Consider the following 12704-nt stretch of genomic DNA (forward strand, 5'->3'; position numbering starts at 1 on the left):
TATTTTCTACAAAATTATAAATCTTTTATACAAAAGTGATGTTCACTTCATTATTAATATAAATGAGTATCTTATTGCTTACTTCAAAATCCATTTTAGAAATTACGTGAGCATATTCAATCATTTGCTGTTGGTGGTAAGGTTGGATATTTCCAGTCTTATAATCTATAATAGTAACTTTATTGTCTTTAATATTAAGCCTATCTGGTCTTAAGATCTCTCCTGAAGCATCTATAATATCCCGCTCTCTTATTATCTTATATTCATCTGAATAATATTCGGCTGTTTCGGGATGGGTAAATATTGCGGAGATAAGTTTCTCCAATTCTAATAGTTCATCTTTACTAAGATCTTCTTCTGAAGTGAATTTATTAAACGCAGCAGGGAGATCTTCAGCGGTATCAACTTCAGACATGATGTTATGCACTAAAAGTCCTTTATTGATAGCTTCTTCCTGAACAGAGTCCCATAAAGAACTGGAATTGGTAACTATCTTTACTGAATTACTTCTAGTAGGGGAGGAAAAAAAATATTCCTGTTTTATAGTATTATTAGGTTCTTTTGATGAACTACTTTCTGGAGCTATGGTTCCAAAATCGTAGCTGGCAACAGCATCATCCCAAAGATTTTTACTTTTTAAGTATCCAATTAAAAGACCGGAAACCACTTTTTCATCTTCCTGTCCTTTTTTAAGTGCGAGGTTAGAAAGTATGTAAAGCTGTTTAGAAGCTCTTGTAAACGCAACATACAACACATTGATATTATCAAATTCGCTTTGTTCTAATTTTTCTTGATACGCAGAAGATTCTATTTCACCCCAATTCAACATTTTATCTGAAGCTTTCAAATAACCAACAGGTATATCATCTAAACCTTCCGGAAGAGGTAACCATAGATGATCTCTGCTTACATCTTTAAGTTTGGTATTGGCAAAAGGATAAATAACTATAGGAAACTCTAATCCTTTAGATTTATGAATTGTCATTATTATAACTGCATCTTCTGTTTTAGGTGCAATGATGCTTAATTTATCTTTATCTTGCTCCCACAGTTCTAAAAATTCTTGTATTCCTATAGAATTCTTCTCTACCTTTTCAAAAATATAATCTAAGTAAAACTGTACGTAGGCGTTAGAAGTTTTTATAAGGGAGAAAGTTCTAATAATATATTCTGCAGCTTCATACATAGATAGAAATCTTATTTCTTCTATATTGAAATTGATATTATAGGTGCTTAACCAATCAAAAAAATCCTGATCATTTTTTTCAATATTCTCCGCAATTATTGTGTGGGGATCTGCTATTTGAAATGAGTGGGTAAAATAATTTAAAAGATTCCATTTTATATTCTTGTCGGTAGGGTTTTGAGAAAATTCAAAAATAGCATTTATAAAATGTACCTCCGGAGAATTTGAAACCAATAAAGATTCTGATGAAACTATAGAAACCCCTCTTTCGCTCAGGTAGTTTGCCATGGCAAAACTCTCTTTTCTAGTTCTGGTTAAGATACAGATGTCGCCCTTAGAATAGCCTTTCCCGTCTAGATCATTAATGATCTCTAGAGCTCTTTCCGGATGAATCTCAAACTCATCTTCTTTCTTTTCAGATTCCAGAAAGGAAATATTCACATATCCCGGAAGATCTATTTTTACTTCTTGGCTACTATTCTTAAAGAGTTCTCTGTAAAGAGGATTATCAAATTTATCTGAGATATAACTAAAGAAGGAATTGTTAAATTTTACGATCTCTTCTGCACTTCTATAATTACTGGGAAGATTGTGGAGATTCTTTTCTACGTTGAATGGATTTTTATGGTTGTATAGGTCTATAAATTGCTCTGCTTTTCCACCCCTAAACCTATAAATAGATTGTTTAGCATCTCCAACCAGCGTTAAGCTGGAAGTTTCTCCAGTAACCTGTTCAGTTGAAAGCGCATGATCTATAAGCGGAATCATATTAAGCCACTGCATTTCTGAAGTGTCTTGAAATTCATCAATAAAATAGTTCTTATATCGTTCTCCTAAACGCTCATATATAAAGGGCGCTGGTTGATTATTGATCTCTTTAGCAATAGTTGGATTAAAATCTGAGATAAGCACAAGAGATCTTTCTTTTTTGATATTCTCAATTTCATTGGAGATCTCGCTTAAGAGCGATAACGGGTTTAGGTTTTTCAAGATCTCTTTTAAATATTCTCTTTTAAAAATCAATGCTCGAGAAGTTTTAAATAGCAAGGCGATCACCTCTTGATTTTGATCTAGAATTTCTTTCTTGTGAGCAGCTACTTTTTTAGCATATAACGGCTCATCCTCTATTTGTTCCTGATATTTAGCTCCAAATGAAACGGCATAATTTTTAGCTTCAAGTTTGCTGAAATAATTAAAGAGATGCCCTGCATTAAAATCTAATCTTTCTAATCCTTCTGAATTGATGATATCAAAGAATTGAGCGCTCACCTCAGAAATTTGATCTTCAACCGTTTTAAGTTCTTTCTTTAATTTGTGAGAGTAAGCTTCAAAATCTAATAAGGTCTTACCCTTAAGAAGGGCCACAAATGGTTGGTGTGTTTCTTGAGTTAATAACCCCGAAAATTTGAAAAGATCTCTAGAGATATCCCAGCTCTTATCGTCATCTGCTTTATCTAACGTATAGCTCAATAAAGCTTTGGTTAATTTTTTATCTTCTCCGGCTCTGTTAATAACACGATCTACTGCCTCTTTTAATACTTGCTGAATGTTAAGCTCTACTTCAAAGTTAATTGGAATACCAAGGTCTTTAGCAAAGGTTCTTATGATTTTGTGGGTAAACCTATCTATGGTAGAAATATCAAATGCAGCATAATTGTGTAGAATGCTTTTCAGCACATTTTTTGTCTTGCTTTTGATATTTTCTATGGGGAGACCGGTTTCCGATTGAAGATCTCTTAGTAATAAATCATTATCATCTGTGCTAATAGCTATTTTATATAAAGTGGCTATCACCCTACATTTCATTTCTGCAACCGCTTTATTTGTAAAAGTGATGGCTAAAATGTTTTTATAAGAATCGCTGGTATCAGCTTTAAGTAATAGTAGAATGTATTCTTTTACAAGAGTATAGGTCTTTCCAGACCCTGCCGAAGCATTATAAATGGTAAATGAATTTTTTTGAGACAAACTTTAGATTTTGATGTTGAAATTAAGGAAAATTAATGGAGCTTATAGATAGTAATTTCTATAAGAAGCAATTTAATCTTTAAGTATTTTATAACACAAAAATATTTTTAATAATCCCCTTAATGCCTAAATTTGGAACAATAGATAGAATAATAACTAAAAAAAGATATAATTATGGCTTTTGAGTTACCAAAATTAAAATATGCCTTTGATGCATTAGAACCAAATATAGACGCTAAAACAATGGAAATTCATCATGATAAGCATCATGCTGGATATACCAATAAATTGAACGATGCTATTGAAGGTACAGATCTTGAAGGTAAAACTATAGAAAACATACTTAAAAATCTAGATATGTCTAATACCGCTGTTAGAAACAATGGTGGTGGATTTTATAATCACAGTCTTTTCTGGGAAGTAATGTCTCCAGATGGAGGAGGTAAGCCAGAAGGTGATCTAGCTAAAGCTATAGATAACGCTTTTGGTTCTTTCGAGTCTTTCAAAGATGAATTTTCTAAAGCAGCTGCTTCTAGATTTGGATCTGGATGGGCGTGGCTATGTGTGCATGAAGGTGGAAAAGTAGAAGTATGTTCTTCTCCAAATCAGGATAATCCATTAATGCCTAAAGTTGGATGCGGTGGAACTCCAATTCTTGGATTAGATGTATGGGAACATGCATACTATTTAAACTATCAGAATCGTAGACCAGAATATATTGAAAGTTTTTTCAATGTTATAAACTGGACAGAAGTTGCTAGCAGATATGCTAAAGAAAAATAGTTTAGTTTTAAGTGTATAAAAAAGCCTGCTACTTTTAAAGTAGCAGGCTTTTTTTGTGTTTTGAAACTGTTGTAAAATAAAAAAAGGCGGATAAGATATCCACCTTTTTTTGCCCCAAATCTACCATGAACTTAACCTACTTATGCTATGGCTCTGCTAATATACACGATTACTTAGCTTGTGCAAACACTTTTAGATGAACTACGTAGATATTAGTTAAACGACCTGAGCCGTCAAATAAAATTATATTCTTGTAAGACTATGCTTAATAAGCTCGGTCCTTATTTCCTTCGAAAAAATTAATGAAAGCCCTGTTAACCACCCTGTTACCTCCAGGAGTTGGATAATCTCCGGTAAAATACCAGTCTCCTAAATTATCTGGAATAGCTTTATGTAAATTCTCTACGGTTTGATAAATGATCTTCACTTTCGTCTTTACTTCAGGCTCACTTAGCAGCTCTGCAATCTTATCTGAAATTTGCTGATCTGTAAACGGCTCATAGATCTCTTTCACAAAATTCTTCACTTCTGTATCTGCTAGATCTACCTGTTTTTTGCATTTATCATAAACAGATTCTACTATCTGGTATTGGTTCGTATCTTTTAAAAGCTCAAGTGCTGCTCTAAAAGCAACAAAGTCTTCGAGGCGAGCCATATCAATTCCATAACAGTCTGGATATCTAATTTGTGGAGCAGAAGAAACTACAACTAATTGTTTAGGCTTCAATCTATCCATCATTTTAATGATACTTTTTTTAAGGGTTGTCCCTCTAACAATACTATCATCAATAATTACCAGGTTGTCTTCCGGCTTTACTACGCCGTAAGTAATATCATAAACATGTGTTACCAGATCGTCTCTACTGCTATCTTCAGTAATAAAGGTTCTTAGTTTAACATCTTTAACTGCTATCTTTTCCGTTCTAAGGCGATGTGCTAATATTTGCTTTAATCGCTCATCTGTTAGCGTTTCTTTTTCGTCTAAGATTGCCTGATTCTTCTGTTTGTTCAATTCATCCTGAGCTGCTTCCACCATTCCATAGAAGGAGGTTTCAGCAGTATTTGGGATATAGGAGAATACGGTGTTTAATGTGTCGTGATCTATAGACTTTAATACCTCCGGCATTAGAAGTCTTCCCAGCATCTTGCGTTCTTTGTAAATTTCTGCATCACTTCCTCTAGAAAAATAGATACGCTCAAAAGAACATGCTTTTCTCTCTAAAGGTTCTAAGATCTGTTTAATGTTTACTTCTCCACTTTTCTTAGTAATAATAGCGTGGCCAGGATCAAGTTCTTTAACATCTTCAAAGTTTACGTTGAAAACTGTTTGAATAACCGGTCTTTCTGAAGCTACTACAACAACTTCATCATCTTGGTAATAGTACGCAGGTCTAATTCCTGAAGGATCTCTTAAGACAAAAGAATCTCCGTGACCTAATAATCCGGCCATAGCGTATCCACCATCCCAATTCTTTGCAGATTTTCTTAAGATCTTAGCAACATTAAGTCTTTCTGCGATAAGGGGAGAAGCTTCTACTTTAGTATAACCTTCTTTTTTAAGTTTCTTATATAATTTTCTTACTTCATCATCTAGAAAATGTCCGATCTTTTCCATTACGGTAACCGTATCAGCACGTTCTTTAGGATGTTGTCCCAGTTCCACCAAATTGTCGAATAATTGGAAAACATTGGTCATATTAAAGTTTCCGGCAACAATTAGATTTCTATGCATCCAGTTGTTTTGGCGAAGGAATGGATGTACGCTCTCTATAGAGTTCTTACCAAAAGTTCCATATCTAACGTGTCCTAAAAAAAGTTCTCCTATATATGGGATCTCCTTTTTTTGAAGCGCTACATTATCTGCATACTCCGGATGCGCTATAATTTCTTCATTAATGCGCTCATTAATTTGATTAAAGATATCCTGAATAGGCTGTGCAGCATTAGATCTTAATCTGCTAATATATCTATCTCCTGGAGCTGTGTTTAATTTGATACTTGCAAAACCGGCGCCATCTTGTCCACGGTTATGCTGCTTTTCCATTAATAGATACATTTTATTCACCCCATAAAAGGCAGTACCATATTTTTCTTTATAATATTCTAATGGCTTAAGTAATCTTATAAGTGCAATACCGCACTCATGTTTTAAAGCATCGCTCATAATAAATACCTTTCGGTTTGCAAGGGTTAAAAAATATTTGTCACAAAAAAAGCCCCGAAATTACAGGGCTTTAGTTGGCGTTAATTCTATATCAAACTGGGTTAAGCTCTTAAACTCTTTTAAGCGTTCTTGAATTTCATCCTGTTTTAGTTCTATCATTCTTTCTGTTCCAAATTTCTCTACACAGAAGGAGGCCATTCCAGAACCATAAATTACAGCGTTCTTTAAATTTTCAAAAGAAAGGTCCTCTGTTTTTGCCAAATAACCGGTAAATCCACCTGCAAAAGTGTCTCCGGCACCTGTTGGATCAAATACCTCTTCTAAAGGAAGGGCAGGGGCAAAAAAGATCTGATCTTTATGGAATAGCAATGCTCCATGTTCACCTTTTTTGATCACTACATATTTTGGCCCTAATTTCTCGATCTTTCTTGCAGCTTTAACTAAAGAATGTTCGTTAGTTAGCTGGCGAGCTTCTTCATCATTAATAGTAATTACATCTACCTTAGCAATGACATTCATAAGATCATCCCAGGCATTGTCCATCCAGAAATTCATAGTGTCTAAAACTACCAGTTTTGGATTCTCCACCTGTTCCAGTACACTTAATTGTACCAAAGGGTGCAAATTCCCTAACATTATGATCTCTGCATCTTTATATGCTTGAGGAACAACCGGATTAAAATCTGCCAATACATTTAATTGTGTATCTAAAGTATCGCGGGTATTAAGATCATTATGATATTTACCGCTCCAGAAAAAAGTTTTTCCTCCTTTTACAACTTCAAGACCATCAATGTTAATTCCGTTAGAAGTTAACAGATCTAAATGCTCCTGAGGAAAATCATCTCCTACTACAGAAACTATAGCATTGTCTACATCAAATTGTGCCGATGATAACCCAATATAAGTGGCTGCACCACCTAAAATCTTATCGGTTTTTCCAAATGGGGTTTCAATTGCATCGAAGGCTACCGTACCTACTATCAATAATTTACTCATAACTGTGTTTGAAATTATGCCGCAAATATACGCTTTGTTTTTCAAGGCGTTGGGCAATTTTAGAAATTTAGAAGAATGATTTAATACTTTTTAACTCTCTGTAAAACCTTCATCTAATAGGAGTCTGGGTTGTTTAGAAGCTGTTACAGCTAGAAAGTCACAACGCTCATTTTGAAGATGATTATTATGTCCTTTAATCCACTTAAAATCTACTTTCTGCTTTCTGTACTCCTCCAAGAATTTTTTCCAAAGATCTGTATTCTTTCTTTCTTTGAACTTTTTTTTCTCCCAGCTAAATACCCAGCCTTTCTTTACAGAATCTACAACGTATTTAGAATCTGTAAAAACCAGGACTTCTGTACCGGGATTTTTTAATTTTTTGAGTGCTTCTATTACGGCCAGCAATTCCATTCTATTATTAGTAGTATGCTTAAAGCCTTGAGCGAATTCCTTTCGGTAAGGTTTTCCTACCCATTCCATGACAACGCCATATCCTCCGGGTCCTGGATTTCCTCTAGCGGCACCATCGGTGTAAATGTGTACTTGTGGTTGATTCAAATTATTTAGATTCTAAAAGTTTCTGGATAACTTCTGGGAAGTGTTGATATTCTAATTGATGTATTTTGGAGGCTACATCTGTAACTTTATAATGTGCTTCTACAGGAATAGTGCTCTGAAAGATAATTTCACCTTCATCATATTTTTCATTTACATAATGTATAGTAATACCGGTTTCTTTTTCTTTCTCTGCAATTACTGCAGCATGTACCCTGTCTCCAAACATTCCCTTTCCGCCAAATTTTGGTAGCAGGGCAGGATGGATGTTAATAACCTTATTTGGAAAATGTCTCAGGATCTTATTAGGGAAAAGCCATAAAAAACCAGCGAGAACTATAAGATCTGGATTAATATCTTTTAGTACATTTAATACTTCATTGGTGTCTACAAACGCATGTTTATCAAAATAAAGTGCTTTTACGTTTAGATCGTGCGCTCTTTTTAGCACCTTTGCGCTACGTTTATTGGAAAAAACAGCCACAACATTGCCCAAATCTGATTTTTGGAAATATTTTATTATATTTTCTGTATTGGTGCCAGAACCCGATGCAAAAACAACGATCTTCTTTGATACTCTATGCTGTGGTGAATTCAAACCTCTTGTATTAACAATTATTAAAGGTAAAAATAAAGGGTTTAAATGAAATTTCCGTAAATTACCGACACATTTTTAAAGTAAAAACCGGTTTTAAAATAAAGTTTTTTATTTTTGCCACTTAATCAAAATTAAAATAGAATATTATGTCAGACATTGCATCAAGAGTAAAAGCGATTATCGTTGACAAATTGGGAGTTGACGAGAATGAAGTTGTTAACGAAGCCAGCTTCACCAACGACTTGGGCGCTGATTCATTAGACACTGTGGAACTAATTATGGAATTCGAAAAAGAATTTGATATCCAAATTCCAGATGACCAAGCTGAGAACATTGCCACAGTTGGTCAAGCAATTTCTTATATCGAAAAAGCAAAATAAAAAAGAATAGTACTATATGGAGTTAAAGCGAGTTGTAGTTACAGGCTTAGGAGCCCTGACACCTATTGGAAACAATGTTGAAGAATATTGGAATGCACTAGTGTCTGGTAAAAGCGGAAGCGCCCCTATCACCTATTTTGATACCGAAAAATTCAAAACTAAATTCGCTTGTGAGCTCAAAAATTTTAATGCACTAGATTTCTTTGACCGTAAAGAAGCCCGAAAACTAGACAGATTTGCACAGTATGCTATTGTAGCTTCAGATGAGGCTATCAAAGATTCTGGAATAGATCTGGATGTTGTTAACAAACATCGTGTTGGAGTGATTTGGGGAGCTGGAATTGGTGGACTAGAAACTTTTCAAGATGAAGTTATTAACTTTTCTGAAGGTGATGGAACGCCAAGATTCAATCCGTTCTTTATTCCTAAGATGATCGCAGATATTGCCCCTGGCAATATTTCTATTCGTCATGGGTTTATGGGGGCAAATTACACTACGGTTTCTGCATGTGCTTCTGCAGCCAATGCTATGTTTGATGCCTTAAATAATATTCGCTTGGGATATAGTGATGTTATTGTAACAGGTGGATCTGAAGCAGCGGTTACAAAAGCAGGTATGGGTGGATTTAATTCCATGCACGCACTATCTACTAGAAATGAAAGCCCGGAAACAGCTTCCAGACCTTTTGACGCTACCAGAGATGGTTTTGTTCTTGGGGAAGGAGCCGGAGCTCTTATTCTTGAAGAATACGAGCATGCAAAAGCTCGTGGCGCAAAGATCTATGCTGAATTTGTTGGAGGTGGACTTTCATCTGATGCTTATCATATGACGGCACCACATCCAGAAGGTTTAGGTGTTATTGCGGTGATGGAAAGTTGTTTGCAGAACGCTGGTTTAAAACCAGAAGATGTAGATCATATTAATACTCATGGAACTTCTACTCCACTTGGAGATGTAGCAGAATTAAAAGCTATCTCAAAAGTATTTGGAGAACACGCCAAGAATATTAATATAAATTCTACAAAGTCCATGACTGGACATCTTCTAGGTGCAGCTGGGGGTATTGAAGCGGTTTCAGCTATTTTAGCTATGAAACACGGAATTGTTCCTCCAACCATTAATTTTGAGCACGCAGATGAAAATATTGATCCGGAATTAAATCTTACTCTTAACAAAGCGCAAAAACGCGATGTGAAAGTAGTGATGAGCAATACATTTGGATTTGGTGGTCATAACGCCTGTGTACTATTTAAAAAGTTAGATGAATAACCCAATTGTTATGAGTGTTATTCGAAACATATTAAATTCCCGTTCTTCTAAAGACGGGAATTTTTTTATGGCTATTCAGAAAATTCTGGGTTTTAAACCTAAGAATATTGGTCATTACAAAAAAGCCTTTACCCACCGCTCTTTAAATCAAAAAGATCAGGAAGGGAATGCGGTAAATTTTGAACGAATGGAATTCCTTGGAGATGCTATGCTTAGTGCTGTAATAGCAGCCTATTTGTTTAAAACCGTTCCTGGAGGGAATGAAGGATATCTTACCAAAATGCGTTCTAAGATCGTTAGTAGAAAGCATTTAAATGAACTTGGAAAAGATCTTAATCTAATAGATTTTGTTCAAACCAACATTCCTAAAGAACAATTTGGTGCCAATATTCATGGGAATCTGTTTGAAGCGTTAATAGGTGCTATTTACGGTGACAAAGGTTATAAATATTGCAAGAAATTTATTTACGATAGGGTTATCAATCCTTATGTAGATATAGAGCAGTTGGAAGGAAAAGTAATAAGTTATAAAAGCCTTTTAATTGAGTGGTGTCAAAAGACTAAAAAAACCTTCAACTTTGAAGTTTATGACGATACCGGAAATGATGAGGTTAAACATTTTGCGGTAAAATTGAGGATAGATGAAAGAGTGGTTGCAAAAGCTAGAGCCACTTCTAAGAAAAAAGCAGAAGAAAAGGCCTCGAAACGCGCTTATTACGCACTTCAGAATAAAATTGAGATCAATTAATAATTCCTTCTGAGCTACAACGTTTTCGTAGAAATATCCTAAAATATACCCGCTAATCTTTAGAATTTGGCAATCTTATTATATCTTTAGCTTTAAAGATTAGAAGTATGTTATCTCACAAATTGGAGTTTGATGATATAGATTATTATCAATTAGTGGCTATTCATAGTTCTATGGAAGAGTATAAAATGGCTTATTTTTTAAATAAGCATTTAGACCTTCGCTTGAAACGCTCCCATTTCGATCTAGATTTTAATCATGGAGAAATTCAGGCACTCTATCCACTTTTCGATTTTAAAGAACCAGAAAATTACCGCAGCTATTATCTTATAAAGAATAAATTTAAAGGCTCGATTAAGAAAGTTGTAAGTTCTGGCTCATTATTTATTGAAGAAGACATGTCATCTCAAATTACGTATCTAATACCTGAATATAAGGAAGTAGATTATTTTTTGAAGATAGAAGATGATACAGAAGGAGAGGAGCAAAGCATTATAAATAAGATAGCTTTTATACCACAAGTTATCACAACATATATGGTTGATATCAATCAACTAAAATCAAAGAACAATTTAATTTTAGACTAATGCCAACAAACAAAAGAACAAAGATTGTAGCCACTTTAGGCCCTGCTACTAGTGAGAAATCTGTATTAAAAGATATGCTTGAGGCGGGAGTTAATGTGTTTAGAATCAATTTTTCTCACGCAGATTATGAAGATGTGCGAGAGCGTGTTAAGATGATTCGTGAATTAAATGAAGAATTTGGTTATTCTGCAGCCATTCTAGGAGATCTTCAAGGCCCAAAACTAAGAGTAGGGGTAATGAAGGAGGAAGTAATAGTTAATCCTGGAGATAACATTGTATTTGCTACCGGAAAACCATTTAAAGGAACAGCAGAAAGAGTTTATATGAATTATGAAACCTTTCCGCAAGATGTGAAGAAAGGGGAAAGAATTTTGTTAGATGATGGAAAATTGATCTTTGAAATTGTTAGTACCAATAAAAAAGATGAAGTTGTAACCAAGGTTATTCAAGGAGGTCCTTTAAAATCTAAGAAAGGGGTTAACCTTCCAAATACCAATATTTCACTTCCTGCCTTAACAGAGAAAGATGTTAAGGATGCTATTTTTGCATGTGAGCTGGAAGTAGATTGGATCGCTCTCTCTTTTGTAAGACATGCTGAAGATCTTATGGAATTACAAAAATTGATCAGTGAACACAGTGATCATAAAATTCCGATCATATCAAAAATTGAAAAACCGGAAGGTGTTAAGAATATAGATAAGATCGTTGCTTATTGCGATGGTTTAATGGTAGCTCGTGGAGATCTAGGTGTTGAAATTCCTGCTCAGGAAGTTCCATTAATTCAAAAGCAATTGGTGCTTATCGCTAAAAAAGCTAGAATTCCGGTTATTATTGCAACCCAAATGATGGAGACCATGATCACTAGCCTTACTCCAACAAGAGCAGAGGTGAATGACGTTGCAAACTCTGTAATGGATGGTGCAGATGCTGTGATGTTAAGTGGTGAGACTTCTGTAGGGAAATATCCAGTACAGGTAATAGAGAAGATGTCTCAGATCATTCAAAGTGTTGAGAACTCTCCTTTAATTAAAGTTCCTCATGATCCACCACATGTACGTACCAAAAGATATATTACTAAAGCAATTTGTTATCATGCTGCTATTATGGCCAATGAGATCAAGGCTAAAGCTATTTGTACTTTAACAAATAGTGGATATACCGCTTTCCAGATCTCTGCATGGAGACCAGAATCTAATATTTTGGTATTTACTTCTAATAGAAGAATTCTTTCTCAACTTAGTCTGTTATGGGGGGTTAAAGCTTTTTATTACGACAAGTTTGTGAGCACAGATGAAACTATAGACGATATAAATGAAATTGCACGTAAAAATAAATATGTAGCTAAAGGAGATTTCCTCATCAACCTTGCTGCAATGCCAATTACAGATCGTGGAATGGTAAATACCCTTCGTGTTTCTGAAATTGAATAACTATAAATAATTGTTACGTCGAGCGGAGCCGAGCCG

Annotated in this window: 11 protein-coding genes; 6 read left to right on the forward strand and 5 right to left on the reverse strand. The window is 34.7% G+C overall.

From position 1 onward, the window contains the following. Window positions 1-25: 25 nt before the first annotated feature. On the reverse strand, window positions 26-3154 hold the full coding sequence (locus BLT84_RS04635) for a UvrD-helicase domain-containing protein (protein ID WP_091263214.1): 3129 nt from the start codon (window positions 3152-3154) through the stop codon (window positions 26-28). Between the two features lie 174 nt (window positions 3155-3328). On the opposite strand from BLT84_RS04635, the gene BLT84_RS04640 reads away from it, so the two are divergent. Next, on the forward strand, window positions 3329-3937 hold the full coding sequence (locus BLT84_RS04640; RefSeq protein ID WP_034887062.1) for a superoxide dismutase: 609 nt from the start codon (window positions 3329-3331) through the stop codon (window positions 3935-3937). 265 nt (window positions 3938-4202) lie between these two features. On the opposite strand, the gene BLT84_RS04645 is transcribed toward BLT84_RS04640, so the two are convergent. From BLT84_RS04645 to BLT84_RS04660, 4 genes are all read right to left on the reverse strand, one after another. Beyond that, window positions 4203-6101 carry an amidophosphoribosyltransferase gene (locus tag BLT84_RS04645; protein WP_034887061.1) on the reverse strand — a complete coding sequence of 633 codons (1899 nt, stop codon included), beginning with the start codon at window positions 6099-6101 and terminating at the stop codon, window positions 4203-4205. Between the two features lie 60 nt (window positions 6102-6161). Then, a complete protein-coding gene (locus BLT84_RS04650; protein WP_034887060.1) occupies window positions 6162-7100 on the reverse strand; it encodes a PfkB family carbohydrate kinase in 939 nt (312 codons plus the stop codon). A gap of 90 nt (window positions 7101-7190) precedes the next feature. Continuing rightward, window positions 7191-7658, reverse strand: a complete 468-nt coding sequence (gene rnhA, locus BLT84_RS04655) for a ribonuclease HI (RefSeq protein ID WP_091263216.1) — start codon at window positions 7656-7658, stop codon at window positions 7191-7193. Between the two features lies 1 nt (window position 7659). Beyond that, window positions 7660-8253 (reverse strand): phosphoribosylglycinamide formyltransferase, encoded by a 594-nt coding sequence (locus BLT84_RS04660; RefSeq protein ID WP_091263218.1) that lies wholly within the window; start codon window positions 8251-8253, stop codon window positions 7660-7662. A 146-nt stretch (window positions 8254-8399) separates the two neighbouring features. Between BLT84_RS04660 and BLT84_RS04665 the strand changes: the two genes are divergently transcribed. The 5 genes from BLT84_RS04665 to pyk all read left to right on the forward strand — a co-directional run bounded on the left by BLT84_RS04665 (window position 8400) and on the right by pyk (window position 12668). Beyond that, a complete protein-coding gene (locus BLT84_RS04665; RefSeq protein ID WP_034887057.1) occupies window positions 8400-8633 on the forward strand; it encodes an acyl carrier protein in 234 nt (77 codons plus the stop codon). 16 nt (window positions 8634-8649) lie between these two features. Continuing rightward, window positions 8650-9903: a beta-ketoacyl-ACP synthase II gene (fabF, locus tag BLT84_RS04670; RefSeq protein ID WP_034887056.1), complete on the forward strand. Its 1254-nt coding sequence runs from the start codon at window positions 8650-8652 to the stop codon at window positions 9901-9903. Window positions 9904-9913: 10 nt separating this feature from the next. Next, window positions 9914-10651, forward strand: coding sequence for a ribonuclease III (gene rnc, locus BLT84_RS04675; RefSeq protein WP_034887724.1), 738 nt, complete (start codon window positions 9914-9916; stop codon window positions 10649-10651). A 107-nt stretch (window positions 10652-10758) separates the two neighbouring features. Further along, window positions 10759-11238 (forward strand): IPExxxVDY family protein, encoded by a 480-nt coding sequence (locus BLT84_RS04680; protein ID WP_034887055.1) that lies wholly within the window; start codon window positions 10759-10761, stop codon window positions 11236-11238. Continuing rightward, window positions 11238-12668, forward strand: coding sequence for a pyruvate kinase (gene pyk / locus BLT84_RS04685; protein WP_034887054.1), 1431 nt, complete (start codon window positions 11238-11240; stop codon window positions 12666-12668). Before BLT84_RS04680 ends, pyk begins: the two co-directional genes overlap by 1 nt. Window positions 12669-12704 lie beyond the last annotated feature (36 nt).

Source organism: Gillisia sp. Hel1_33_143, assembly GCF_900104765.1.
Classification (GTDB): domain Bacteria; phylum Bacteroidota; class Bacteroidia; order Flavobacteriales; family Flavobacteriaceae; genus Gillisia.

Bases quoted from the DNA above. Each gene is read 5' to 3' on its own strand.
- BLT84_RS04640 (WP_034887062.1), top strand. From the start codon at position 3,329: ATGGCTTTTGAGTTACCAAAATTAAAATATGCCTTTGATGCATTAGAA.
- BLT84_RS04645 (WP_034887061.1), bottom strand. From the start codon at position 6,101: ATGAGCGATGCTTTAAAACATGAGTGCGGTATTGCACTTATAAGATTA.
- BLT84_RS04650 (WP_034887060.1), bottom strand. From the start codon at position 7,100: ATGAGTAAATTATTGATAGTAGGTACGGTAGCCTTCGATGCAATTGAA.
- BLT84_RS04665 (WP_034887057.1), top strand. From the start codon at position 8,400: ATGTCAGACATTGCATCAAGAGTAAAAGCGATTATCGTTGACAAATTG.
- fabF (WP_034887056.1), top strand. From the start codon at position 8,650: ATGGAGTTAAAGCGAGTTGTAGTTACAGGCTTAGGAGCCCTGACACCT.
- rnc (WP_034887724.1), top strand. From the start codon at position 9,914: ATGAGTGTTATTCGAAACATATTAAATTCCCGTTCTTCTAAAGACGGG.
- BLT84_RS04680 (WP_034887055.1), top strand. From the start codon at position 10,759: ATGTTATCTCACAAATTGGAGTTTGATGATATAGATTATTATCAATTA.
- pyk (WP_034887054.1), top strand. From the start codon at position 11,238: ATGCCAACAAACAAAAGAACAAAGATTGTAGCCACTTTAGGCCCTGCT.